This window comes from Epilithonimonas sp. 33E (genome assembly GCF_059372615.1).
The window spans coordinates 1,023,698-1,048,332 of record NZ_CM182009.1; the positions used below are offsets into that span (position 1 = coordinate 1,023,698).

General features: G+C 38.2%; 25 protein-coding genes. 17 read left to right on the forward strand and 8 right to left on the reverse strand.

The window, feature by feature from the left end:
• Position 1: 1 nt before the first annotated feature.
• A complete protein-coding gene (locus AC5P2S_RS04755; RefSeq protein ID WP_283417227.1) occupies positions 2–511 on the reverse strand; it encodes an RNA polymerase sigma factor in 510 nt (169 codons plus the stop codon).
• Between the two features lie 150 nt (positions 512–661).
• Between AC5P2S_RS04755 and msrB the strand changes: the two genes are divergently transcribed.
• The 5 genes from msrB (at position 662) to AC5P2S_RS04780 (ending at position 4,244) form a co-directional block, all read left to right on the forward strand.
• Positions 662–1,186 carry a peptide-methionine (R)-S-oxide reductase MsrB gene (gene msrB, locus AC5P2S_RS04760; protein WP_494556411.1) on the forward strand — a complete coding sequence of 175 codons (525 nt, stop codon included), beginning with the start codon at positions 662–664 and terminating at the stop codon, positions 1,184–1,186.
• A gap of 102 nt (positions 1,187–1,288) precedes the next feature.
• Entirely contained in the window at positions 1,289–1,858 is a 570-nt protein-coding gene (locus AC5P2S_RS04765; protein WP_494556412.1) for a fasciclin domain-containing protein, read from the forward strand.
• Between the two features lie 80 nt (positions 1,859–1,938).
• A complete protein-coding gene (locus AC5P2S_RS04770; RefSeq protein WP_283417224.1) occupies positions 1,939–2,649 on the forward strand; it encodes a ferritin-like domain-containing protein in 711 nt (236 codons plus the stop codon).
• A gap of 27 nt (positions 2,650–2,676) precedes the next feature.
• The gene (locus tag AC5P2S_RS04775) at positions 2,677–3,489 is read left to right on the forward strand and encodes a ferritin-like domain-containing protein (protein WP_494556413.1); all 813 of its coding nucleotides are present in this window, start codon (positions 2,677–2,679) and stop codon (positions 3,487–3,489) included.
• 161 nt (positions 3,490–3,650) lie between these two features.
• Positions 3,651–4,244, forward strand: coding sequence for a Crp/Fnr family transcriptional regulator (locus AC5P2S_RS04780; protein ID WP_494556414.1), 594 nt, complete (start codon positions 3,651–3,653; stop codon positions 4,242–4,244).
• Positions 4,245–4,291: 47 nt separating this feature from the next.
• Here the strand turns inward: AC5P2S_RS04780 and AC5P2S_RS04785 are convergent, their stop codons facing one another.
• The 4 genes from AC5P2S_RS04785 to acs all read right to left on the reverse strand — a co-directional run bounded on the left by AC5P2S_RS04785 (position 4,292) and on the right by acs (position 8,362).
• Positions 4,292–4,483: a hypothetical protein gene (locus AC5P2S_RS04785; RefSeq protein WP_494556415.1), complete on the reverse strand. Its 192-nt coding sequence runs from the start codon at positions 4,481–4,483 to the stop codon at positions 4,292–4,294.
• Between the two features lie 132 nt (positions 4,484–4,615).
• A complete protein-coding gene (locus AC5P2S_RS04790) occupies positions 4,616–5,377 on the reverse strand; it encodes an SDR family oxidoreductase (RefSeq protein WP_494556416.1) in 762 nt (253 codons plus the stop codon).
• Positions 5,378–5,457: 80 nt separating this feature from the next.
• Entirely contained in the window at positions 5,458–6,060 is a 603-nt protein-coding gene (locus AC5P2S_RS04795; protein WP_494556417.1) for a Crp/Fnr family transcriptional regulator, read from the reverse strand.
• A gap of 355 nt (positions 6,061–6,415) precedes the next feature.
• On the reverse strand, positions 6,416–8,362 hold the full coding sequence (gene acs / locus AC5P2S_RS04800; protein ID WP_494557006.1) for an acetate--CoA ligase: 1,947 nt from the start codon (positions 8,360–8,362) through the stop codon (positions 6,416–6,418).
• Between the two features lie 165 nt (positions 8,363–8,527).
• On the opposite strand from acs, the gene AC5P2S_RS04805 reads away from it, so the two are divergent.
• The 8 genes from AC5P2S_RS04805 (at position 8,528) to argH (ending at position 17,289) form a co-directional block, all read left to right on the forward strand.
• Positions 8,528–9,106 carry a GNAT family N-acetyltransferase gene (locus tag AC5P2S_RS04805; protein WP_494556418.1) on the forward strand — a complete coding sequence of 193 codons (579 nt, stop codon included), beginning with the start codon at positions 8,528–8,530 and terminating at the stop codon, positions 9,104–9,106.
• Complete coding sequence (locus AC5P2S_RS04810) at positions 9,099–10,292, forward strand: argininosuccinate synthase (protein WP_494556419.1); 1,194 nt, start codon at positions 9,099–9,101, stop codon at positions 10,290–10,292. Before AC5P2S_RS04805 ends, AC5P2S_RS04810 begins: the two co-directional genes overlap by 8 nt.
• 253 nt (positions 10,293–10,545) lie before the next feature.
• The gene (gene argC, locus AC5P2S_RS04815; protein ID WP_494556420.1) at positions 10,546–11,511 is read left to right on the forward strand and encodes an N-acetyl-gamma-glutamyl-phosphate reductase; all 966 of its coding nucleotides are present in this window, start codon (positions 10,546–10,548) and stop codon (positions 11,509–11,511) included.
• Between the two features lie 35 nt (positions 11,512–11,546).
• On the forward strand, positions 11,547–12,716 hold the full coding sequence (locus tag AC5P2S_RS04820) for an aspartate aminotransferase family protein (RefSeq protein WP_494556421.1): 1,170 nt from the start codon (positions 11,547–11,549) through the stop codon (positions 12,714–12,716).
• Positions 12,717–12,843: 127 nt separating this feature from the next.
• Positions 12,844–13,821, forward strand: coding sequence for a Rossmann-fold NAD(P)-binding domain-containing protein (locus AC5P2S_RS04825; protein ID WP_494556422.1), 978 nt, complete (start codon positions 12,844–12,846; stop codon positions 13,819–13,821).
• A gap of 137 nt (positions 13,822–13,958) precedes the next feature.
• The gene (gene argB, locus AC5P2S_RS04830; RefSeq protein ID WP_494556423.1) at positions 13,959–14,750 is read left to right on the forward strand and encodes an acetylglutamate kinase; all 792 of its coding nucleotides are present in this window, start codon (positions 13,959–13,961) and stop codon (positions 14,748–14,750) included.
• A complete protein-coding gene (locus tag AC5P2S_RS04835) occupies positions 14,725–15,807 on the forward strand; it encodes a M20 family metallo-hydrolase (protein WP_494556424.1) in 1,083 nt (360 codons plus the stop codon). Before argB ends, AC5P2S_RS04835 begins: the two co-directional genes overlap by 26 nt.
• Before the next feature lie 177 nt (positions 15,808–15,984).
• Complete coding sequence (gene argH / locus AC5P2S_RS04840) at positions 15,985–17,289, forward strand: argininosuccinate lyase (RefSeq protein ID WP_494556425.1); 1,305 nt, start codon at positions 15,985–15,987, stop codon at positions 17,287–17,289.
• A 42-nt stretch (positions 17,290–17,331) separates the two neighbouring features.
• On the opposite strand, the gene AC5P2S_RS04845 is transcribed toward argH, so the two are convergent.
• On the reverse strand, positions 17,332–17,793 hold the full coding sequence (locus tag AC5P2S_RS04845; RefSeq protein ID WP_346772099.1) for an Lrp/AsnC family transcriptional regulator: 462 nt from the start codon (positions 17,791–17,793) through the stop codon (positions 17,332–17,334).
• 254 nt (positions 17,794–18,047) lie between these two features.
• Here AC5P2S_RS04845 and AC5P2S_RS04850 point away from each other — a divergent pair, with 254 nt between their 5' ends.
• The 3 genes from AC5P2S_RS04850 (at position 18,048) to carB (ending at position 23,659) form a co-directional block, all read left to right on the forward strand.
• On the forward strand, positions 18,048–18,950 hold the full coding sequence (locus tag AC5P2S_RS04850) for an aspartate carbamoyltransferase catalytic subunit (protein WP_494556426.1): 903 nt from the start codon (positions 18,048–18,050) through the stop codon (positions 18,948–18,950).
• A 112-nt stretch (positions 18,951–19,062) separates the two neighbouring features.
• Positions 19,063–20,136: a carbamoyl phosphate synthase small subunit gene (locus AC5P2S_RS04855; RefSeq protein WP_494556427.1), complete on the forward strand. Its 1,074-nt coding sequence runs from the start codon at positions 19,063–19,065 to the stop codon at positions 20,134–20,136.
• Positions 20,137–20,479: 343 nt separating this feature from the next.
• Entirely contained in the window at positions 20,480–23,659 is a 3,180-nt protein-coding gene (carB, locus tag AC5P2S_RS04860; RefSeq protein WP_494556428.1) for a carbamoyl-phosphate synthase large subunit, read from the forward strand.
• Positions 23,660–23,710: 51 nt separating this feature from the next.
• On the opposite strand, the gene AC5P2S_RS04865 is transcribed toward carB, so the two are convergent.
• Both AC5P2S_RS04865 and AC5P2S_RS04870 read right to left on the reverse strand, forming a co-directional pair.
• Positions 23,711–24,004, reverse strand: a complete 294-nt coding sequence (locus tag AC5P2S_RS04865; protein WP_494556429.1) for a type II toxin-antitoxin system RelE/ParE family toxin — start codon at positions 24,002–24,004, stop codon at positions 23,711–23,713.
• Complete coding sequence (locus AC5P2S_RS04870; protein ID WP_494556430.1) at positions 23,994–24,269, reverse strand: hypothetical protein; 276 nt, start codon at positions 24,267–24,269, stop codon at positions 23,994–23,996. The genes AC5P2S_RS04865 and AC5P2S_RS04870 overlap by 11 nt, the downstream gene beginning before the upstream one ends.
• 48 nt (positions 24,270–24,317) lie before the next feature.
• On the opposite strand from AC5P2S_RS04870, the gene AC5P2S_RS04875 reads away from it, so the two are divergent.
• Complete coding sequence (locus tag AC5P2S_RS04875) at positions 24,318–24,620, forward strand: hypothetical protein (RefSeq protein WP_494556431.1); 303 nt, start codon at positions 24,318–24,320, stop codon at positions 24,618–24,620.
• The last annotated feature ends 15 nt before the right edge of the window (positions 24,621–24,635 follow it).

The following is a 24,635-nucleotide window of genomic DNA, read 5'->3' on the forward strand; positions in this document are numbered from 1 at the left end:
TTTATTGATAATCTTTTAGCAAATCCTTTAATTTCATTAATGCATTACGCATTTTGGTTTTTACGGTTCCCAGCGGGATCTTCAGTTTTTCGGATATTTCATTTTGGGTAAATCCCTGATAATATGCCATATTTATAAGTTCCTGCTTATCAGCTTCCAGGCTTTCCAGAACATTTTTCAGTCCAATAAAGTCAGACTCTTCATTGGTTGTTGAAAGTTCTGCAGTGTTATATACGAAATCCGGGAGCGGTTGGTTTTTGAGTTCGTTCTGGAATCCTTTCGATTTCAGATAATCAATGGCTGTATTCCTTGCGATATTGATCATCCATGTATAAAATCTGCCTTTTGAAACATCGTATTGATGGATAGAATTCCAGATTTTGACAAAGACATCCTGGATGACATCTTCAGTATATTCTTTGGAGCAGACTATCCGCAGGATAACACCATAAAGTGCACCAGAATAGTTGTCATACAGATGATGAAAACCATTTTCGTCCTTATTTTTCAATAGAACGATAAGCTGCTCTTCAGAATATTTAGTTTTAATAATTGATTATTTTTCATTCCAAATGTAATAAAATAAAATATACCACAGACAAAATCCAAAGAATCTTTTATTCCGTAAATGATATTAAGTAATCATTCAACATTTATTAAAATGAAAAATTTAATATCACACACGACTTTCAAGGTTATTCTTATTCTGATTTCAATTAACGCTTTCTCACAATCCGGGAATTTCAAAATCAAAAACCCATATTATTCCAGAACTGATACAAAACCATTAAAGGTGAGCAATGCCGAATGGAAAAAAATCCTGAAGCCGGAACTCTATCAGGTGGCAAGAGAAGCTGCTACGGAAACTGCTTTCACGGGAAAATATTATGAGTTCGATGAAAAAGGCACTTATTACTGCGCAGTCTGCGGCAATGCTTTATTCCTTTCAACCTCCAAGTTTGCAACCACTTGCGGCTGGCCTTCTTTTTATCAGCCTGTACGCAAAAACAGTGTTAAGTATAAGAAAGATACATCTTACAATATGGAAAGAACAGAGGTTCTTTGTGGAAGATGTGACTCTCATCTTGGGCACATCTTCGATGACGGACCAAAACCTACAGGAAAACGCTTTTGTATGAACTCGGTTTGTCTTGATTTTATTCCTGATAAAAAAATAAATGGTTGATTTATAATTATTTAAATAAAAACATCAAAAAAATTAAATCCAAATTAAAACCAATATCGTAAATCCACATAACACTAAATATTAACAAAAAAATAAACTGAAATGAATTCAAGATCAAAAATCACAGTATTAAGTATCCTGACATTATCATTCGCTTTTAGCGGAAATATGTTTGCACAATCAATGAAGGAAAAAACGGTAATGGTTGGCGGTGCTGCCATGTACCCTTCAAAAAATATAATACAAAACGCAGTTAATTCTAAAGACCACAAGACTTTGGTTGCTGCTGTAAAAGCTGCAGGCCTGGTAGAGACATTGGAAGGCAAAGGACCATTCACGGTTCTTGCACCAACCGATGAGGCTTTTGCAAAACTTCCTAAAGGAACGGTAGAAAATCTGGTGAAACCTGAAAATAAGGAGACACTGACAAAGATTTTAACTTACCATGTTCTTGCAGGAAAGTATAATGCAAAACAAATCTGGGCTGCAGTGAAAGCTGGCAACGGAAAGGCTATGATGAAAACAGTAGAAGGCGAAAATGTTACTTTTTGGACAAAAGGTAACGATCTGTATGTGAGAGATGCTAAAGGAACGGATGCAAAAGTAACGATTGCTGACGTAAACCAATCCAATGGTGTTATTCACGTGATTGATACAGTATTAATGCCATAAGTAGTTGATAAGGCAGCATAAATTTTTTATGCTGCTTTTTTTGAATTTAAAAAAATAAACCAAATACTAAAAATAATATTATGAAAAAAACAATCAGTGTATCCAATCAGGGTGCTACCCTGGATACAGGCAGAAGAAACTTTTTGAAGCTAAGTGGGGTAGGATTGGCAATGGCTGGTCTTGCGCTCGTAGGATGTAACGATGATGATATGATGATTGGTGGTAATGACAATGTTTTTGACCTTGGAAAAGGAGATGTTGGTGTCCTCAATTATGCATATGCGCTGGAGCAGCTGGAAGCGGATTTTTATACCAAAGTGGTTAATAACTTCTACTCCGGAATTTCCAGTGCGGAAAGAGAAATTTTTACAGACCTGTATCATCACGAGGTGATCCACAGGGATTTTTTCAAGGCTGCCATCAGCGGTGCAACATCCAATGTGTTACCGACTCTGGAATTTCAGTATCCTAATGTGAACTTCAATGACAGGAACTCTGTACTGGCAACTGCAAAAGCGCTGGAAGATACAGGTGTTGCAGCCTACAACGGCGCAGGCAGGTATATTACGAATCCGGATTATCTGGTCATTGCCGGTAAGATTGTTTCTGTGGAAGCAAGACATGCATCAGCTATCAGGAATCTCATCAATCCGGGATCTGCTGATTTTTCAGGCGATGATGTGATAGATGCCAACGGATTAGATCTGGCAAAAGAGCCTAAGGATATTGTCATGGCAGCAGGTGGATTTATCAAAACGCCATTCACATGGAAAGAAAGAAACATCGGTTAATTATTCATCTTTTTAAAATCAATTATTATGAACATTCTCAAAATACTAGATAAGCTTTCTGATGACAGATTCTTCACAACAGAAGCTTCACGATTAAGCACTTTAAACAGCATAGCAGGTTTTGGTAAAAAAGTAGCAGTAGCGGCAGTGCCACTCGGGTTAGGAGCATTGATGACCACTCCCGTAAAAGCAGAAACAACAGATGCTGCATCTTCTTTTGCATTTAAAAGTACATTGACCGATGCATTGCAGCTGGCTTTGGTTTTAGAATACCTGGAAGATGAATATTATAGAATGGGGTTAGGTGTTAACAACCTTATTCCCACAGCGGACAGAAAAGTTTTTATGCAGATTTCAAAACATGAGACAGCGCATGTTGCTTTTCTTAAAAGTGCCTTAACATCATTGGGAGAAACGCCGGGATCAAAACCGACATTTGATTTTACAGCCAAAGGTAATTTCTCTCCGTTTACGGATTATAGCCAGTTTCTGATATTGGCTCAGGCATTCGAAGATACAGGTGTGAGAGCTTACAAAGGACAGGCAGGCAATGTGATGTCTAACAAAGATGTTTTAACAGCGGCTTTGCAGATCCACTCCGTAGAGGCCAGGCATGCGTCTCAGGTCAGAAGAATGAGAGCTAATAAAGGCTGGATAGAATTAGCCAATGGTGGTAATATGCCTTCCGCAACCAATCCCGTCTATGCAGGTGAGGATAATACCATGCAGGCAGGTTTCAATACGGCAACAGCTTTTGGTGCTCCGGCAGGATCCGCAGCTTATGACGAAACAATGAGCGGTTCAGATGCACAGACTATTGCATCCTTATTTATTGCGTAGACCTTACCATAATAGTTATTTTTTTTGCTGACCATTTTCCGGTTTTAAGCCGGAAAATGGTTTTTCGTTCTTAACATATCAGGGTTTAAATAATCCAACTAAAACAATTTATAGTTATTACTGAAACTTCCCGGTTATTATTAATCCATAAAAATAGCGTGATGATAGAGGAATTAACATTAAAGTCATTCGGAGCTGACATTGAAGAATACAATGCCGGAGATACTGTTTTTAAGGAAGGAGAAGTGCCACAGTTTTATTACCAGATTGCTAAAGGGAATGTTAAGCTGAATAATGTCCGTCAAAATAACAAAGAATTGATACACTGCATCCTGAATGACAAGCAAAGTATTGCAGAATTTACATTGTTTATGAATAAAACTTACCCGGTAAATGCTGTGGCTATCACAGCTTGCGAGGTGTTGAAGTTGCACAAAGCAGGATTTTTAGATCTTTTGGTCAGTTATCCCAATATATATTCCAAAATTATCTGCAATCTTTCAGATTTTGTACATTTCAGGTTGTTTATGGGTGGTGTTTTGTTTGAACAAAATCCTGCCAGTAAGTTGATTTCACTGTTGGATCATCTCAAAAGTTCGCAGGATGATCGGGATCCTTTTTCATATCAGGTTCCATTCACAAGACAGCAATTGGCCAGCTTGACCGGTCTTCGTGTCGAGACCACAATCCGAACACTCAAGATAATGGAGAAGGAAAATGTTGTGAAAATCTCAAACGGAAAAGTGTTTTACTAAAGTAAAATCGACCTGTTTTTCTGATTATGATTTGAAACAATCAAAGGCTAATTGTTAGTTTTTTTTCTGTAACCTTTGATGAGGATATAGAGGGCAAACAAAAACGTCAAAGCATACAAAGCGGCCAGCCATGGCTTCTCCACGGTCATAGTTTTAAAATCTATTTGCTTATATAATGCCGATCCTACAATGATGGCAATAATGCTCATAACGAACACAGGCGCTTTCCTGTTTTCCATAGTTCATAGTTTTTATGATGCTTAAAGATAAGATTTTTGAAGGAAATTTTCTGCTGTCTGGAATAAAAAACCGCTCTGTCTGGGCGGCTTTTTATTTCATATCATTTGATACAATATTGTGAGTGTCATTTTTTACCACGGAATTTCTCCCGATTCAGGGTTCGTTTCTTCGCAGAAAAATTTTCCCGTTACGTCGTCATTGCCAATTAAAGCATATTTTACAATCCGTCTTCCGGCATCTTCCACCGTGCCTGTTCCACGGTTGTTGTTAAAATCCGTCTTTGTAAAACCTGGACTTACCGCATTGATTTTGAAGTTGGTATCACGAAGTTCATACGCCAGGTTCACAGTGTACATATTGAGTGCTGCCTTAGAAGATAGATAAACTGCCCCTTTGTGGTTGTAATACTTGTAAGTCGGGTCGCTGTGCAAAGTTATGGAACCCTGACTCGAGCTTACCATCACAATTCTTGGCTCGTCCGATTGTTTCAGCAGGTCCAAAAAAGCATGTGTCACCCTTATCACGCCATAAACATTGATGTCGTACACTTCTTTGAAAACATCAATGCTGGTGTGTTCAGCAGTTTGTGGGATGTAATCGCCTTTTTCATCAAACTTTGCACCCGAGATTCCCGAATTGTTGATCAGGATATCCAAAACATCTGTTGTTTTGCCGATCTCCAGTCGGGCGTTGTTTACCGAATTGTCATCAGTGACGTCGATCTGAATGGCTTCTACCTGGCTCAGTCCTTCTGATTTTAGTTGTTCTACAGCTTTCTGCCCGTTTTCCAGGCTTCGGTTTCCGAGATATACGTAAAGTCCCTGTTGTAATAATTGTCTTGCTGTTTCGAAGCCGATGCTTTTGTTAGCACCTGTTATAAATACTTTTTTCATGTCCTGTTGATTTAGAATTTGCTGCTGCTAAGTTGCGGCAACTTAAAACAGAATCGTTTACCATTTGGTAAAAAGTGATTTTAGCGGATGTTTTTCCGGATTCTGCTCAACGATTGTTGCGTTATACCCAGGTAGGAAGCGATGTAAGAAAGCGGAACACGGTTGGCAAGGGTGGGGAATTTTTGAAGGAAGGTCAGGTAGCGGGTCGTAGCATCATCCGAAACTAATGAACTTCTCCGATCCAGTTTTTCAACCAATGACTTATGGAATATCTTGTTGGTGATATCGTTCCAGCCAACGATCGTATTGGAAAGTTCGTTCCAGTCCTGCTGCGAAAATACAATCAGCTTACAGTCTGTAAGGGTCTGGATGTATTCCGTGATTGGCTCGCCTGGGCTAGGGTTGGTAAACAGATGGTGTTCATCCACAAAATACTTGGTTATCTCCTCACCTTTGTTGTTGTAGTAATAGATGCGTAAAATACCTTCCAGGATAAAAACAAACTGGTTGAAGGTTTTTCCTGCTTCTACAAGATAGTCACCTTTAACAAGTGTTATTTCATCCGCTTTGCTGCGGATAAGGTCGATCTGCTGTTGGTTCAGGTTACCGAATTGTAAAATATAGTTGGTCAGTTCTTCCATGGCTGCAAAGTTAATTAAGCCTATTGAACTGTGGTTTACCATTTGGTAAAAATGGTGGAGAACTTATCTGAATTATTTCCTAAAAAAATTTTGCTTTTGTTAGTAAGGTTGAAAATTCGCACTATCGGCATAATTTAACTTTTCGAATCTTTTATAAGACTTTGTTCTCTTACTACAATGAAGCCGGCTAATCTAGTATGATTGCAAATTGTTATTCCGAACCAATGAAAAAACATGGCAAAATGACAAAGACCACCCAAAATCAGGTGGTCTTTGCGTTGTAATTTAAGGTCTAAAGGATTTAATTAATTTAATAGGGGTTCAAGAGCCTCAACCTGACACTGATACATTTCAATTAATATTGTAAACGGTCTCAGTATGATCATTAATAATTAAATCATATTTTTTCATTCTTAATTTCATCCACAATCTCAGGATTCAGCAGTGTAGATGTGTCACCGAAGTTGGAGAAATCGCCTTCTGCAATCTTTCTCAGGATGCGGCGCATAATCTTGCCGGATCTGGTCTTTGGTAACCCGGATACAAACTGAATCTTGTCCAGCTTGGCAATCGGCCCGATCTGTTCGGAGATCAGCTGGTTTATTTCCTTCGCAAGGTTCTCGCGGTTTCTTTCTTCTCCCGACTCTTTCAGGATTACAAAACCATAGAGTGCATTCCCTTTGATATCGTGCGGATAACCCACGATTGCTGATTCGGCAACAGCAGGATGCTCGTTAATGCTGTCTTCAATAGGTGCTGTTCCAAGGTTATGCCCGGAAACAATCACCACATCATCCACGCGCCCAGTGATTCTGTAATAGCCAACTTCATCTCTCAGTGCGCCGTCACCAGTGAAATATTTACCTGGAAATGCCGAGAAATAAGTTTCCTTGTAACGCTGATGGTCGCCCCAAATCGTTCTTGCAATTCCCGGCCAGGGAAAACGGATGCAAAGATTTCCTGTTACTTGGTTGCCGGAGATTTCGTTACGCTTATCATCCATCAACACCGGCTGGATTCCTGGCAAAGGCAAAGTCGCATAAGTGGGTTTGGTAGGTGTGACAAATGGGATAGGAGAGATAAGGATTCCGCCGGTTTCGGTTTGCCACCAGGTATCAACAATCGGACATTTCTTATGACCGACATTATCATTGTACCAATGCCACGCCTCATCATTAATTGGTTCACCAACAGAGCCGATGACTTTAAGAGAATCCAGGTTGTGTTTCTGAACCCATTCCACGCTTTCTTTTGCTAAAGAACGGATAGCAGTCGGAGCGGTATAAAACTGAGTCACTTTATGTTTCTCAATCACTTCCCAGAATCTTCCTGCATCAGGATAAGTCGGCACCCCTTCGAAAATAACGGTTGTTGCGCCATTCAGTAACGGACCATAAAGAATATACGAGTGGCCCGTGATCCAACCGATGTCTGCTGTACACCAATAGATGTCATTTTCTTTATAATTGAACACGTTCTTGAACGTGTAAGCTGTGTAAACCATATAACCGGCACAGGTGTGAAGCATTCCTTTTGGTTTCCCTGTAGAACCGGAAGTATAAAGAATGAACAACGGATCTTCCGCATCCATAATCACCGTCACAAAATCCGAAGATGATTTATCATAATACTCCGACATCCAGTGATCTCTGCCATCTTTCATTTTCACATCGTTGTGCGTTCTTTTGACGACCAAAACATTTTCTACAGTTGGTGCCTTTTCTAATGCTTCATCCACGATGCTTTTCAGGTCAAGGACTTTGTTTCCTCTATAACTTCCGTCTGATGTGATAACCATTTTTGCACCACAGTCATTCACTCTGGAAGCTACAGCAGACGCAGAAAATCCTGCAAATATCACCGAGTGTACTGCTCCCAATTTGGCGCAAGCTAGCATCGTGACTGCCAATTCCGGAATCATGGGAAGATAGATGCAGACTCTGTCGCCTTTCTGGATGCCCATTTCTCTCAGAACATTGGCTGTTTTGTTTACTCTTTCATAAAGTTCATTGAAACTGATGTGCTGTGCCTCTTCTTTAGGATCGTTAGGTTCCCAGATAATGGCGGTTTTATCTCCGCGTACGGAAAGATGTCTGTCAAGGCAGTTTTTGGTGATATTAAGTTTTGCGTTTTTGAACCATTTGATATTGGCTTCTTCCATATTGTAATCTACAACTTTGGACCAACGCTGATACCATACAAAATTCTCATCCGCAACCTTATCCCAAAACTTCTTAGGGTTTTTGATGGATTTTTTATATTCTTTGAAATAGTCCTGCAGATTCTGGATGTGATAATTTCTCATATTATTTCCGGCTAGATTTAATTGTTTTTCCGATTGTATTAATGTTCAAGCCAATTTACATAAAATTAAGCAAATATGAACTGGAAATCATTCATTATTGAGATAATATTATTGTTAATATAAATTTAACAGATAAAATAATCTTTATTATTTGGATTATAAAGATAATTATTTCTATTTTTGCGCCTTAATTAGATAATATCAATGAAATTAGAAGTTTCTTCAGAGAAACATTTGGTTTATGTGGAAGAAATCAGAAACGAAATGGAGGATTCCGCGAAAAAACGCGGAACTGGTATTGCAAAGCGTTCTTCCGACTATCTGGGCAAAAAAATCTCAGAAGGCAATTCTATTATAGCAATCGACGAAAATGGGAACTGGGCGGGCTTCTGTTATATAGAAACCTGGACTAACGGCGAATATGTTGCTAATTCCGGACTCATCGTTGCACCTCAATTCAGGAATGCCGGTCTGGCAACTCAGATTAAGGAAAGGATTTTCCAATTATCCCGTGAAAAATATCCGTATGCTAAAATTTTTGGATTAACAACTGGGTTAGCGGTGATGAAAATCAATAGCAATTTGGGTTACAAACCCGTCATCTATTCTGAACTGACGCAGGATGAACAATTCTGGAACGGTTGCAAAAACTGCGTGAATTACGAAATTCTGATGATGAAAGAACGCAAAAACTGCCTTTGCACAGCAATGCTTTTCGTTCCGGAAAATCTGAACCAAGAGAAAAAGAAAAATTTAGAATCTATAAATAACAATAATGAGTAAGAGAGTAGTTTTGGCATTCAGCGGAGGTTTAGATACTTCCTATTGTGCCAAATATCTGAGTGAAACTTTGGGTTACGAAGTTCACGCAGTTACGATTAATACAGGAGGTTTTGATAAAAATGATGAGATTTCGCTTAAAGTAAAAGCGGAAAAATTAGGCGTGACTTCTTACAGGTTTGTTGATGCTTCGGAAAAATATTATAATGATTGTGTCAGATATTTAATTTTTGGTAACGTTCTGAAAAACAATACATATCCGTTGTCTGTGAGTGCGGAAAGAACGGTTCAGGCGCAGATGATTGCTGAGGTAGCTTTGGAAATTGGAGCTGATGCGATAGCGCACGGAAGTACTGGCGCAGGAAATGACCAGGTTCGTTTTGATTTGATTTTCAAAGTTATGTGTCCGAAAATCGAAATCATCACACCAATTCGTGATATGAGTTTGTCTCGTGAAGATGAGATTCAATTCCTGAAAGACCATAACTACGAAATGGACTTTGAGAAAGCGAAATATTCTATAAATAAAGGACTTTGGGGAACTTCCGTTGGCGGAAAAGAAACTTTGACTTCAAGACATAATCTTCCGGAAGAAGCGTTTCCGTCACAAATCGAAAGAACAGAACCTTCTCAACTGAAAATCGAATTCAAAAACGGAGAACTGATTTCTGTCAATGGCAAGACTTATTCACATCCGGTTTTGGCGATTCAGAAGATTGAGGAACTAGCTTCACCTTACGGAATCGGTCGCGATATCCACGTTGGAGATACGATTGTCGGCATCAAAGGTCGTGTTGGTTTCGAGGCTGCGGCGGCATCAATCATCATCAAAGCACATCATTTATTGGAGAAACACACTTTATCAAAATACCAGCAGACGATAAAGTCGCAGTTGTCAGATTGGTACGGAAACTGGCTTCACGAAGCGCTTTTCCTTGACCCGGTGATGAGAAATATCGAATCATTTTTGCAGGATTCTCAGAAAACAGTCAACGGAAAAGTGTTTATCACGCTTCATCCGTATCGCTTTATTCTGAACGGAATCGAATCTGAAAATGATTTAATGTCTTCAAAATTTGGAAGTTACGGCGAAGAAAATCTCGCCTGGAGTGGTGAAGATGTGAAAGGATTTACCAAAATCCTCAGCAACTCGCTCAACATCTATCATCAGGTCAATAAACTGAACTAGAATTATTTGGGCAGCTTAATCCGTCTTCCGCTCCCAATCTTTTTTGCAGACGACTTCAGTTTAAAATAGAACTTAAGTACAAGCAAAAAAGGATTTCCGCTCAAGCCGGGCTGCGTGTAATTCAATGAAAATCTGTTAAATCAGAAAAATCTGCGAGAAAAAATAAAAGATTCAAAAAATTTGCGAGTTAAAAACAGTTAGTAGTTAAAAAAAATCTTTGCGCGCTTTGCGTTCAAAATATTTATAATTAAAAATGAAAAAATCAGTCGGAATCATCGGAGCCAATGGCTACACAGGAAGCGAACTCATTCGATTGCTCGCATTCCATCCGAATGTAGAATTAAAGTTTTTGTTCAGCCGTTCCAACTCCGGAGTCAGGATTTCAGAATTATATCCGGATTTGGATTCAATTTGCGATTTGGTTTTGACGAATGAAATTTCACAAACCGACATTCTTTTTCTTTGCCTTCCACACAAAGAAAGTCAGAATTGGCTAGATGAAAATCCGGTGTCAGATGAAACTTTGATTATTGATTTAGGAAACGATTTCCGATTGGAAGGAGAATTTAAAAACAGAAATTTCATCTACGGTTTGCCGGAAATTTATTTCAATGAAATTAAGGATTCGAAAAGTATTGCCAATCCTGGATGTTTTGCGACTGCGATTCAGTTGGCGTTATTGCCTTTAGCAAAAGAAAATCTGCTGAAAGATGTTTATACAACGGGAATCACTGGTTCTACCGGAGCTGGACAGTCGTTGCAGGCGACAACGCATTTCACTTGGAGAAATGACAATATTTCCGCGTACAAAACTTTGAACCATCAGCACGTTGATGAGATTTTGAAACAAATCAATTCGCTGAATCAACAGAATGTCGAACTTAATTTTGTGCCGTGGCGCGGCGATTTTTCAAGAGGGATTTTTACAAGTTCTATTATTGATTGTGATTGGGATTTAGAAAAGATTTACACCTTATACAAAGACTTTTACAAAGATTCACCTTTCGTGAAAGTTTCAGAGAAATCGATGGATATGAAACAAGTCGTTAATACCAATTTTTGTGTTATATCAATCGAAAAAGAAGGAAATAAAACAGCGGTTCATTCTGCGATTGACAACCTTCTGAAAGGTGCATCCGGACAAGCGGTTCAAAATATGAATATTGCCAATGGCTGGGAACAAAGTTTAGGTTTAAACTTAAAACCTATCGCGTTTTAAATCAATCAACAATCAAGCTACAACCATCAACTAAAATGAATTTATTCAACGTATATCCACTTTTCAATATCAATCCAGTAAAAGCCCAAGGTTCTTTTCTCTGGGACGAAAACGGACAGCAATACCTCGATTTTTATGGCGGGCACGCTGTGATTTCCATTGGTCACAATCATCCGCATTATGTTGAAAAACTGAAAAATCAATTGGAGAAAATCAGTTTTTATTCTAATTCCGTTCAGAATCCTTTACAAACTGAATTGGCTGAAAAATTAGGGAAACTGTCAGGTTACAAAGATTACTCGTTATTCTTATGCAATTCCGGAGCGGAAGCTAATGAAAACGCTTTGAAGCTGGCTTCATTTCATAACAGGAAAAAGAAAGTGGTTTATTTCTCAGAAGCTTTTCACGGACGAACTTCTGCCGCAGTTGCCGTAACAGATAATCCAAAAATTGTTGCGCCAGTCAACGAATCTGAGAATTTTATCAAATGTGAATTCAATAATTCAGAAGAATTGGAGAAGATTTTTGCTGAAAATCAGGACGAAATTTCTGCTGTGATTGTAGAAGGAATCCAAGGTGTTGGTGGAATCAATTTATTGACGGAAGATTTCATTTTAAAGATTGAAAAATTGTGCAAAGAAAACAATTCGATTTTGATTTTGGACGAGGTTCAGTCAGGTTACGGACGTTCCGGGAAATTCTTTGCGCATCAGGAATTTGACATCAAACCGGATTTGATTACGGTTGCCAAAGGAATGGGGAATGGCTTTCCGATGGGTGGCGTTTTGATTAGTCCAAAATTCCAGGCGAGTTACGGATTATTGGGAACCACGTTTGGCGGCAATCATCTCGCCTGCATTGCAGGATTAGCCGTTCTGGAAGTCATCGAAAAAGAAAATTTAATCGAAAATTCAGAAAAAACAGGTGCTTATATTGAAGAAAAAATCAAATATTTTCCTCACATCAAAAACATCAAAAGGCGAGGTCTGATGATTGGAATTGAGCTCGACCAAGCTTGTGCAGATGTCAGGAAAGCATTGCTGTTTGAGCATTTTATTTTCACGGGCAATGCCAATGGCAAGAATGTTCTGCGGATTTTGCCGGCGCTCAATATTTCGGAAAAAGAATCCGATTTGTTCATCAATGCTTTAGAAAAAACCTTGAAATCTATTGATTCGAAAAAAGAAATTATAGAATTTAAATAACGCAAAGGCGCAAGAAATCAATAATTATAATGTTGAAAAGTCGCAAAAATCGTGCATTAAAATTTGCGACTTATAAAAGTCGAATTACATAAAATAATTTAGCGCCTTTGCGATAAAAAAAAATAAGATGAAAAATTTCACTTCCGTTTACGATATAAATAACTTGCAAAATACCATTGCAAAAGCTTTAAAAATAAAAGAAAATCCATTAGGAAATCCAACCAAAGGAAAAGGAAAGACAATTGGTTTGGTTTTTCTTAATTCCAGTCTCAGAACAAGATTAAGTTCACAAATCGCCGCTCAGAATTTGGGACTGAATGTCCTGGTTCTCAACGCTGCTCAGGAAGCTTGGAATCTGGAATTTGCTGACGGAACCGTAATGAACGGCGACACAGTCGAACACATCAAAGATGCGATAGAGGTTCTGAATCAATATTGCAACATCATTGCTGTGAGATGTTTTGCAGGAATGAAAAACAAAGAAGATGATGTGAACGAGAGTATTCTGAGCCAGTTCCTGAAACACGCCAAAGTTCCGGTTGTTTCTTTGGAATCGGCAACTCGACATCCGCTACAAAGTTTGGCAGATTGCATCACAATCACCGAAAATTGGACAGAAAATAGAAAACCAAAAGTCGTTTTGACCTGGGCGCCTCACATCAAACCGATTGCGCAGGCGGTCGGAAATTCGTTTACCGAGTGGATGCAGCAGATGGATGTAGATTTCGTAATCACAAATCCGGAAGGTTATGATTTGGATAAAAATTTCACGAAAGGTACAAAAGTGATTCATAATCAGGATGAAGCGTTGAAAGATGCGGATTTCGTGTACGTGAAAAACTGGTCTTCATTTGATGATTATGCGAATATGCCAAAAGTTGAAGGTAACTGGATGCTGACGAATGAAAAATTAAAACTCACCAATCAGGCGAAAGTAATGCATTGTCTGCCGGTTCGTAGAAATCTTGAGCTGAGTGATGAAGTAATGGATGGCGAAAACTCAATCATCTATCAGCAGGCAAAAAACAGAATCTTTTCTGCTCAGATAGTTTTCAGTGAAATTTTAGATGAATTAGATAAACCACAAAAGTCACAAAAGAAATAATTGGATTAGAATTACAAAAATCTTTTGTGTCTTTTGTGGTTCAAAACTTAGCTGAGCGTAAGCGCCTTTGCGAACCTTAAAATATTTTTAATAATCAATAAGAAAACTTTGCGGACTTTGCGTTTAAAAAATCATCAATGCAAAAACTACATATCATAAAAATCGGCGGAACTCTTATCGATGACAAAAAAGCATTGAAAGCTTTTCTTGCACAATTTTCAGAGATTGAAGGCGCAAAAATCCTGATTCACGGCGGTGGAAAAATTGCTGAAACTTTAGCCGAAAAGCTAAAAATAAGGCAAACAATGATTGATGGACGAAGAATCACTAATAAGAAAACGTTGAAAATCGTAACAATGGTCTATGCAGGCAGAATCAACAAAAACATCGTGGCAAAACTGCAAAGTTTCGATTGCAATGCGATTGGATTTTCCGGAGCGGACGGCAACGTTATCAAAGCAGAAAAAAGACAACATCCAGAAATCGATTTTGGATTTGTTGGCGATATCGATGAAAAAAGTATCAATCACGAATTGATTATTAATATAATAAATCTGGGTTTGATTCCGGTGTTTTCTGCCATCACTCACGATAAAAAAGGAAATCTGTTCAACACCAATGCAGACACGATTGCCGGAACTATCGCTCAGGCTTTATCAAAATATTTCGATACAGAATTACTGTTCTGTTTCGATAAAAATGGGGTTTTGGAAAATATTGAAGACGAAAATTCAAATTTGAAAACAATTAACAAACAAGAATTTTCTGAATTGAAATCCGAAGGAAAACTCCACAAAGGAATTTTACCAAAATTAGAGAATGCTTTCAAGGCCAAAGAAAATGGCGTTCAGAAAGTGGCTTTAATCAAAGAAGAAAAATTATCAGACCAAATAAAACTAGGAAATGAAGGAACTGAAATCTGTATTTAGCAGAGAAGAATTAACGGAAAATGCAGTCAAATTGCTGAAAAAAATCATTGCAACGCCCTCTATGAGCCGTGACGAATATAACGTTTCGCTCATCATAGAAGGATTTTTCAATGAGCATCAGTTAACTGTCAACCGATTCAAAAATAACATTTGGGCAACCAACAAACATTTTGATGCTGGCAAACCTTCCATTCTTCTCAACACCCATCACGACACGGTAAAACCGAACAAAGCTTATACTTTGGACCCGTTTATTCCTGTAGAAAAAGATGGGAAATTATTTGGTCTGGGAAGCAATGATGCAGGTGCATCTTTGGTGGCAATGGCGCAGACTTTTCTTTATTTTTATGAGGCTGAAGATTTGACTCATAATTTGGTAATTGCTCTGACAGCTGAGGAAGAAATCTCTGGTCTGGACGGTATCGAAGCCTTGTTCCCACAACTCCCAAATGTAGAATTAGCAATCGTAGGCGAGCCCACAAAAATGAATCTTGCTATCGCTGAAAAAGGTTTATTGGTGATTGACGGGGAAATGACCGGAACACCTTCTCACGCAGCACATCCTAACAATGATAATGCGATTGTGAAATGTATGCAGGATTTGCAGAATATTCTGACTTTCAAATTTCCAAAAGTTTCGGATTATCTGGGTGAAGTGAAAGTGACTTTGTCGGTTATCAATGCGGGAACTCAGCATAACGTAGTTCCGGAAAAATGTAATTTCACTTTGGACGTGCGTGTGACAGACGAATACACGAACCGGGAAGTTTTCGAAATCCTCCAGTCCCAGATGAAATCGAAACTCACGCCGAGGTCATTCCGTCTCAATTCTTCAAAAATCGATGTCAATCATCCGTTTGTTCAGGCGGGATTAGCGTTGGGCAGGACGACTTACGGTTCGCCGACATCTTCGGATCAAGCAATTATTCCCTGCACGTCGGTCAAGTTGGGCGTTGGAGACAGTTTGCGTTCCCATACGGCGGACGAGTTTGTTTATATTGACGAAATCCGGGAAGGAATCGATGTTTACATCAAGATTTTAGAAAAAGTATTATAAAATAATTTGACTACGTCGAATCTCTATTTTAGGTTTGAGTAGCTTTATCCGCCTTCCGCAATTCGACTTTACAAAATGATGTTTTCTTTTGATGAGCGTAAGCGTCTTTGCGAACTTAAAAACATCAGATTAAAATAAAAAATCTTTGCGCGTTTTGCGTTCAAAAAAAATTAAGAAATGAAAAAAATCTGGCAAAAAGACAATACAAAAACCAATGATTTGGTCAACCAATTCACAGTCGGGAAAGACCTGGATTTTGACGACAGATTAGCAAAATACGATGTGTTGGGCTCTATTGCTCACGCAAAAATGCTGGCGGAAGTTGGTTTGATTCGTTTGGATGAAGAGCAGGATATCGTTGCGGTTTTGGAAGAAGTCCTTACCGACATCGAAAAAGGAAGCTTCGAAATCGATAAATCGGCAGAAGACATCCATTCACAAATCGAAACGATTCTCATCGAAAAGCTTGGCGAAACAGGAAAGAAAATCCACACCGCAAGGTCAAGAAATGACCAGGTTCTTACAGATATTAAACTTTATCTGTTAGATGAAATCAGAGAGACTACAGAACTAACGGATTCATTCTTTCAAATACTGAAAGACAAAGCGAATCAGCATAAAGATGTTTTGTTGCCGGGTTACACACATTTGCAGGTGGCAATGCCTTCGTCTTTTGGATTGTGGTTTGGTGCGTATGCAGAATCTTTGGTGGACGATTTGGAATTGCTGTTTGCAACGAAGAATATCATTAATAAAAATCCATTGGGTTCGGCTGCCGGTTACGGTTCATCTTTCCCGATTGACAGAGAAAGCACAACTTATAAATTAGATTTCAGAACACTGAATTATAATGTAGTTTATGCACAAATGACTCGAGGAAAGTCGGAAAAATTATTGGCTAATTCATTGTCGGTTTTGGCAGGAACTTTAAGTAAATTTTCTTACGATGTTTGTCTTTATTTGAGTCAGAATTTTGATTTTATCAGTTTTCCAAAGGAATTCACGACGGGAAGCAGCATTATGCCGCACAAAAAAAATCCGGATATTTTTGAATTAGTAAGAGCAAGATGCAACAGAATTCAGTCTTTACCAAATGAATTGATTTTGGTGACGAACAATCTGCCATCTGGTTATCACAGAGATTTGCAGTTGACCAAAGAAATTCTGTTTCCTGCCATTGATTCTTTGAAAGAATGCCTCGAAATCTTGATTTACACACTTCCGAATATAGAAGTGAAAGACAATATTCTGGACGATGAAAAGTACAGATATATTTTCAGCGTAGAAAAAATCAACGAAGGAGTGAAAAACGGAAAATCATTCCGAGATGCGTACATCCAAATCGGACAAGAAATTGAAAATAACGTTTTTGAGTACGGTTACAAAGAACTGAATCACACACATCAAGGCAGTTTAGGAAATCTTTGCCTCGACGAAATTGAATATCAATTCAATAAAGTGAGAGATAAACTGCTAGGATAATTATCAATTGTTAATGATTAATTTTCATAATTAACCATTAAATCAATCCAACTTAAACTTAGTCGTTTTTTTAACTTCGGCTAGAACAATAGAACTGTGATATTGTCCAATATGAGGTCCGTTTGAAATGACGTTAACCGTGAAAGTATTATAAGAATTGATGTCGTTTGCAAGAATCTTCAACATATAATCATATTCGCCGGAAAGACTGATAATTTCCTGTACTTCATCGTATTTGGAAATATAATCTTCAAACTCTTTCAGTGTTTTTTGAGATTGTTCTTTCAGACGGATATTACAATAGACCACGATGTTGATGCCAAGTTTTTCCCGGTTGAGAATCGCAACGTATTTTTCTACAACACCTTGCTTTTCAAGGTTTTTGATACGTTCGTAAGTCGGCGTGAAAGTCAATCCGATTTTTTCGGAAATTTCTTTTACAGATAGTGTAGAATCCTCTTGAAGGAGCTGAAGGATTAATTTGTCTTTTTTATCCAAACTCATAATGGCAAATCATTCTTTCAAAAATAGAGAAAATTTTTGATTGTAAAAATTTTAGAGCAGAAGTTCATTCATTTAACATAAAAAATTATGAAGAAGATTTCATAATATTAAAAATATTGGTATCTTTGCACCCAATGAATCTGGTACAGAATTTAGCGATAGAAACAATTGGCAAGTTTGCCGACAACAACAATATTTTTTATATTTAACGAAGTCTTTTAGGCTTCGTTTTTTTTTATTTAAAAATTTGAGATATGATTAAGCTTTCACGCGTCTCTACAGAAAGTATAGAGAAAATATTACAAGAAGCGCAGCAGTTTGCTGACGGTAAAATAAGTAAGATTAAAGGCGATGTTTTCGCAGCGAATCTCTTTTTTGAGAATAGTACGAGAACTAAAACAAGCTTTGAAGTGGCTCAGAAAAAACTGGGCCTTCAGGTCATAGATTTCGAAACAGACAAAAGCTCTATCGCAAAGGGGGAAACAATGTTGGATACGATCAAAACATTGGAGGCCATTGGTGTGGAAGTTGCAGTTATCAGACACTCAGAAAAACGTTATTATGATGCGTTGAAAGATGCTAAGCTAAGTATTATAAATGCTGGCGACGGTGTAGGAAGTCATCCTTCACAGGCGGTTTTGGATGCGCTGACAATCATTCAGGAATTTGGAAAAATCGAAGGTCTTAAAATCGGAATTGTTGGTGATGTGAAACACAGCCGTGTTGCTAATTCAGATGCAGGATTATTCAGAAGATTGGGTGCGAAAGTTTATTTCTCAGGGCCAGAATTCTGGTTTGATGAAGGAATGCTGGTCAACGGAACTTACATGCAGTTCGATGATCTGGTAAAAGAAGTGGATGTTTTGATTCTGTTGAGAATCCAGCACGAGCGTCATGAGAGAAACTTCAATTTCAAACCGGAAGATTATTTGAAGAAATTCGGTTTGACAAAAGAGCGTGAAGCGAAAATGAAACCGACATCAATCATTATGCATCCGGCGCCAATCAACAGAGGTGTGGAAATCGATTCAGAATTAGTTGAATGTGAAAGGTCGAGAATCTTCAAGCAAATGCAGAACGGCGTTTTTGCGAGAATGGCAATCCTTAAATTTGATTTGGAAAACAGAGGATTCCAATTCATCGACTCCAAAAATTAAAATATTGATTCACGCTTTCGGGCGTGTTTTTTTTGAGTAAAAATCTAAAAATAAGTATTTAAACTGTCACTCTGAGCTTGTCGAAGAGTCTGGCGTTTGATAAAATTTAAAAATGAAAAAGAAATTAATATTAGAATCCGGCGAAGTTTTTCATGGAACAGGATTCGGAGCAGAGCAGGAAACTGCTGGAGAAGTGGTTTTCAACACAGGAATGACGGGTTATCAGGAACTGATTTCCGACCCGAGTTATTGCGGACAAATCGTTTGTATGACTTATCCTTTGATTGGAAATTACGGCATCAACCGTGATGATTACGAAAGCATCGAACCTGCAATCAAAGGTTTGATTGTGAAAGAATTATGCGATTTGCCATCCAATTTCAGAACTCAAATCACTTTGGACGAATTGTTCCAAAAGAAAAATCTGTCAGGAATCTCCGGAATCGACACCAGAAGATTGACAAGAATCCTTAGAAACAAAGGCGTTGAAAAAGGCAAAATCGTCAATGCAGATGCAGACGAAAAAGCTGTAATCGAAGAGCTAAAAGCGACTCAATTCTCCACAAATCAAGTAGAGCAGGTTTCTACAAAAACATCTTATGCCAGTCCGGGAAGAGGTTTCAAAGTGGTTTTGGTAGATTTCGGTTCCAAATTGGGAATCATTCGCGAGTTGTCTCAAAGAAACTGTGATATCATCGTAGTTTCTCACGACACAACCGCAGAAGAAATTCTATTAATGGATCCAGACGGAATTATGCTTTCCAACGGTCCTGGCGACCCGGAAGATAATGCGGAAGCTTTGGTAATGATTCAGAAATTGTTGGGAAAAGTTCCGATTTTTGGGATTTGTCTAGGTCATCAATTGATTGGTCTGGCTTGTGGAGCAAAAACTTACAAACTGAAATTCGGACATAGAGGTGGAAATCATCCGGTTTTGGATTTGGAAAAAAATAAAGTCGCAATCACTTCTCAAAATCACGGTTATGCGATTGACCAGGAATCTTTGAAAAATACAGATTTAGTAGAAACCCATATCGCTCTGAATGACCGAACCAATGAAGGTTTGAAACACAAAATTCATCCTTGTTTCTCCGTTCAATACCATCCCGAAGCCAGTCCAGGCCCGGAAGACGCGAATTATCTTTTTGATGATTTCATCACTTTGATGGAGGATTTTAAGAAATAAATTTAATTAAAACGTTGCTGCTATAAGCTAATAAGTCTTAAGTAGGCAGTGACAAAAGCAAAGTAGACAGTTACAAGAGTATAGTAGACAGTCAGAAGAGTTAAATAGACAATTAGAAGATTTGAGTATACAGTCAGAAGAGTTAAGTAGACAATCAGAAGAGTTAAGTAGATAGTCAGAAGAGTTAAGTAGACAATCAGAAGACTTAAGTAGATAGTCAGAAGAGTTAAGTAGACAGTCAGAAGAGCTAAGCAGATAGTTTCAATTGTAAAGCTGTCAAAATCAAAAAGAAAATAAAAATCTCCCGACTTCCATCATTGGATTTTGGACAATAAAAGTAAAAATGAAAAGAACAGATATACAAACCATTTTAGTAATCGGCTCAGGTCCAATCATTATTGGTCAGGCTGCAGAATTTGATTATTCGGGAACACAGGCGTGCCTTTCTTTGAAGGAAGAAGGCTACAAAGTGATTCTGATCAATTCCAATCCTGCTACAATAATGACGGATGTGGAGATTGCCGACAAAGTTTATATTGAACCGATTTCTTTGGAATTCGTTTCCAGAATCATTCGCAAAGAACGTCCGGATGCGCTTCTTCCGACTTTGGGAGGACAAACCGGACTGAATATGGCGGTTGAATTACAGAAATCCGGAATTCTTGAAGAATGTAAAGTAGAAGTTTTAGGAACGAAGCTTTCAGCAATCAATCAGGCAGAAGACAGAGATTTGTTCCGTGAATTGATGCGAGAACTGAACGAACCGGTTCCTGAATCTGACATCGTAACAACTGTGCAAGGCGCTTTGGATTTTGCAGATAGAATCGGTTATCCTGTGATTGTTCGTCCTGCTTTTACAATGGGAGGAACTGGTGGTGGAATTGCTTCTACTGAAGCAGAATTAAAAGAAATTGCCGAACTGGGATTGAAACATTCGCCCGTAACACAATGTCTGATTGAACGGTCAATTGCAGGATTCAAGGAAATCGAATACGAAGTAATGCGAGATTCTAACGACAACGCCATCGTGGTTTGTAATATGGAAAACATCGACCCGGTTGGTGTTCACACAGGAGATTCTATTGTGGTGGCGCCTTCGCAGACGCTTTCTGACAGAGAATATCAGTTGTTGAGAAACGCTTCCCTAAAAATCATCAGAGCTTTAGGAATCGAAGGTGGATGCAACGTTCAGTTGGCATTAGACCCACATTCATTCAATTATTATATCATCGAAGTAAATCCAAGAGTTTCGCGTTCATCAGCTCTGGCGAGTAAAGCAACAGGTTATCCGATTGCCAAAATTGCGGCGAAAATCGCGGTCGGTTTAACATTGGACGAAATCAAAAATCCAGTAACAGGAACTTCTTACGCTTGTTTCGAACCTGCTTTGGATTATGTTGTGACTAAGTTCCCAAGATTCCCGTTCGATAAATTTGAAACCGCGGACAGAAGATTGTCAACGCAGATGAAAGCAACGGGCGAAGTAATGGCTATCGGAAGAAACTTCGAAGAATCTCTGCAAAAAGCCATTCGTTCTTTGGAAACAGGATTGAGACATCTTGGACTTAAGAAAAAGCAGGCGGATGCTTTGACAGACGAAGAAATCGAAAGAAGAATTAGGGTTTGTGATGACGAAAGATTATTCATCATTGGTGATGCTCTACGAAGAGGTTACGATTGGGAACAGATTGTGGAATGGAGTAAAATTGACAAATTCTTCATCTGGAAAATCAAGAAACTGATTGACTTCGAAACAACAATCAAAGAAAATAAATTCAACAAAGAAATTCTTCTTGAGGCTAAAAAATTAGGTTTCGCCGATTTGAATATTGCTCATCTTTGGGAAACCACTCAGAAAGAAGTGTTCCAGTTCAGAAAAGATAACGGAATAATGCCGGTTTACAAAATGGTTGACACTTGCGCCGCTGAATTTGAATCCGAAACACCATATTTCTACGGAACTTATGAAGAAGAAAACGAAAGCGTAGTTTCTGAAAAAGAAAAAATCATCGTTTTGGGTTCTGGTCCAATCAGAATTGGTCAAGGAGTTGAGTTTGACTATGCAACGGTACATTCGGTTTGGGCGATTCAGCAAATGGGTTACGAAGCGATTATCATCAATTCAAACCCTGAAACCGTTTCCACAGACTTCTCGATTTCTGATAAATTATACTTCGAACCTTTGGCAGAAGAAGACGTGATGAACATCATCGAACTTGAAAAACCAAAAGGCGTTGTGGTTCAGTTTGGAGGACAGACAGCGATTAATCTGGCAGATAAATTGGCTGCTCACGGCGTTCAGATTTTGGGAACTTCTTTGGAAGATTTGGACAGAGCAGAGAACAGAGATAAATTTGAAAAAGCACTTCAGGATTTAGGAATTCCACAACCATTGGGGAAAACTTCGACTTCAAAAGAAGAAGCAATTGTGATTGCCAACGAAATCGGTTATCCGGTTTTGGTTCGTCCGAGTTATGTTTTGGGAGGTCGTGCTATGGAAATCGTTTATAATGAGAAAGAACTCGCTCATTATATGGAAAACGCGGTGGATGCAAGTCCGGAACATCCTGTTCTGATTGACCGTTACCTGACCGGAAAAGAAGTGGAAGTGGATGCGATTTCTGACGGCGAAACGGTTGTGATTCCCGGAATTATGGAACATATCGAAAGAGCAGGAGTTCACTCCGGAGATTCGATTGCAGTTTATCCGCCTCAGACTTTGACGGAAACTCAAATCAAAACATTAGAAGATTACACGATAAGATTAGCAAAAGGTTTGAATGTCATTGGATTAATGAATATCCAGTACGTGATTTCCAACGGCGAAGTTTTCGTCATCGAAGTGAATCCACGTTCGTCCAGAACCGTTCCTTTCTTATCGAAAATAACGGATGTTCCGATGGCAAACTTGGCAACCAAAGCGATTCTCGGATCGTCATTGAAAGATTTGGGTTACAAATCAGGATTGGTTCCTAACAAGGAAGGTGTTTATGTGAAAGTTCCGGTTTTTTCTTTCAGTAAGTTAACGAAAGTAGACATCTCTCTAGGACCGGAAATGAAATCGACTGGAGAAGTAATGGGGAAAGATTTGACGCTGGAAAAAGCTTTGTACAAAGGCTTAATCGGCGCTGGAAGAAAAGTCCCGACATTCGGTGCAATTCTCTTTACTGTTGCTGATGCGGACAAAGAAGAAGCTTCTGAATTGGCAAAACGTTTCAACAACGCAGGCTTCAGAATTTGGGCAACGGAAGGAACGGCGAAATTCTTTGAAGAAAAAGGAATTCAGACAAAAATCGGTTACAAAATCGGGGAAGAAGATGTGAACTTGATCGATTTGATTCAGAAAGGAAAAGTACAATATGTTGTTAATACAATGACGAAAGGCAAACAATCCGAAAGAGACGGTTTCCAAATCCGAAGAATGTCCGTAGAAAACGGCGTTCCTTGTCTGACATCGATGGACACGGTGGAAGCTATTTTGAAAGTGATTGAAAGTATGACGTTTAAAATGGAGGCGATGTAATTTCAACCTAATAAAATAAAAAAGCGAAAGAGATTTATTCTTTCGCTTTTTTTATGGATACTTTTCAGGACTTTGTGATGTGTGGAAGATTCTTGCAATTAAAATTATATTTTCTTTTTTATCAACAGAGAAAAATATTAAGAACGGATATTTGGCTAATGGTTTAGCTCTAAATTCTTCAAACCAAATTTTAAAATAAGGATTATCCGAAATTATTTTTATTGATTTTCTGAAATCTTTAATAAAGTTATCCGCTACTTTTTTGCTGGCTTTTTCTTGATAATATAAAAATGAGCTTTCTAAATCTACTTTGGCTTCATTTGAAATAATGATTTTAAATGCCATATTTTTCACTCATTTCGTTGAGGAAAATATTAACTTCTGTATGTTCGGAATAAGATCGTTCCTTTATTTTGGATAGACTTTCTTTTTGTTCATTAGAAAGTTCAAAATTCAGATGTTCTTTATTTTTATCAATTTCAGATAAATATGCAGAAATCCTTTCCAAGACTTCTTTTGGAACAGTTTTTAATTTGTCTGTAATTTCCTGATAAAGTGTTTGATTAGAAATGTTCATCATTGATATTTTTATCAAAGTTAGTAAAATCATTATAATATGATAATTTAAAATTGTACTTTTAGCTTCAAATAAAAATCTATGAAAGTATCACACATTTTATCTCTAGGGATTTTCTCAACACTATTGTTTTCCTGCGCTACTGTTCATGGCAAACTTAATACAGGAACCATTGTAAGAGACTGTACAGGAACGTATCTGAGAGTTGCCGAGAATGAAGATTATCTGGTTTGTAATGCCGAAATTCTGGAATCTAAAAAGGATGGCGAGAAAGTATCTTTGGTCTATGATAATACGGATAAATGCCCGGAAAGAGACGGCAAAATTATGTGTATGATGTACCACGAGAACAAAGGAATGATTAGAGTCAAAAGCATAAAATAAATCTTGAACATTATA

Bases quoted from the DNA above. Each gene is read 5' to 3' on its own strand.
- AC5P2S_RS04870 (WP_494556430.1), bottom strand. From the start codon at position 24,269: ATGATTTTACTAACTTTGATAAAAATATCAATGATGAACATTTCTAAT.
- AC5P2S_RS04795 (WP_494556417.1), bottom strand. From the start codon at position 6,060: ATGGTAAACCACAGTTCAATAGGCTTAATTAACTTTGCAGCCATGGAA.
- msrB (WP_494556411.1), top strand. From the start codon at position 662: ATGAAAAATTTAATATCACACACGACTTTCAAGGTTATTCTTATTCTG.
- AC5P2S_RS04810 (WP_494556419.1), top strand. From the start codon at position 9,099: ATGAGTAAGAGAGTAGTTTTGGCATTCAGCGGAGGTTTAGATACTTCC.
- AC5P2S_RS04850 (WP_494556426.1), top strand. From the start codon at position 18,048: ATGATTAAGCTTTCACGCGTCTCTACAGAAAGTATAGAGAAAATATTA.
- AC5P2S_RS04790 (WP_494556416.1), bottom strand. From the start codon at position 5,377: ATGAAAAAAGTATTTATAACAGGTGCTAACAAAAGCATCGGCTTCGAA.
- argB (WP_494556423.1), top strand. From the start codon at position 13,959: ATGCAAAAACTACATATCATAAAAATCGGCGGAACTCTTATCGATGAC.
- AC5P2S_RS04785 (WP_494556415.1), bottom strand. From the start codon at position 4,483: ATGGAAAACAGGAAAGCGCCTGTGTTCGTTATGAGCATTATTGCCATC.
- AC5P2S_RS04835 (WP_494556424.1), top strand. From the start codon at position 14,725: ATGAAGGAACTGAAATCTGTATTTAGCAGAGAAGAATTAACGGAAAAT.
- AC5P2S_RS04775 (WP_494556413.1), top strand. From the start codon at position 2,677: ATGAACATTCTCAAAATACTAGATAAGCTTTCTGATGACAGATTCTTC.
- AC5P2S_RS04865 (WP_494556429.1), bottom strand. From the start codon at position 24,004: ATGGCATTTAAAATCATTATTTCAAATGAAGCCAAAGTAGATTTAGAA.
- AC5P2S_RS04805 (WP_494556418.1), top strand. From the start codon at position 8,528: ATGAAATTAGAAGTTTCTTCAGAGAAACATTTGGTTTATGTGGAAGAA.
- AC5P2S_RS04825 (WP_494556422.1), top strand. From the start codon at position 12,844: ATGAAAAATTTCACTTCCGTTTACGATATAAATAACTTGCAAAATACC.
- AC5P2S_RS04855 (WP_494556427.1), top strand. From the start codon at position 19,063: ATGAAAAAGAAATTAATATTAGAATCCGGCGAAGTTTTTCATGGAACA.
- AC5P2S_RS04770 (WP_283417224.1), top strand. From the start codon at position 1,939: ATGAAAAAAACAATCAGTGTATCCAATCAGGGTGCTACCCTGGATACA.
- AC5P2S_RS04845 (WP_346772099.1), bottom strand. From the start codon at position 17,793: ATGAGTTTGGATAAAAAAGACAAATTAATCCTTCAGCTCCTTCAAGAG.
- argC (WP_494556420.1), top strand. From the start codon at position 10,546: ATGAAAAAATCAGTCGGAATCATCGGAGCCAATGGCTACACAGGAAGC.
- argH (WP_494556425.1), top strand. From the start codon at position 15,985: ATGAAAAAAATCTGGCAAAAAGACAATACAAAAACCAATGATTTGGTC.
- carB (WP_494556428.1), top strand. From the start codon at position 20,480: ATGAAAAGAACAGATATACAAACCATTTTAGTAATCGGCTCAGGTCCA.
- AC5P2S_RS04875 (WP_494556431.1), top strand. From the start codon at position 24,318: ATGAAAGTATCACACATTTTATCTCTAGGGATTTTCTCAACACTATTG.
- AC5P2S_RS04765 (WP_494556412.1), top strand. From the start codon at position 1,289: ATGAATTCAAGATCAAAAATCACAGTATTAAGTATCCTGACATTATCA.
- AC5P2S_RS04820 (WP_494556421.1), top strand. From the start codon at position 11,547: ATGAATTTATTCAACGTATATCCACTTTTCAATATCAATCCAGTAAAA.
- AC5P2S_RS04780 (WP_494556414.1), top strand. From the start codon at position 3,651: ATGATAGAGGAATTAACATTAAAGTCATTCGGAGCTGACATTGAAGAA.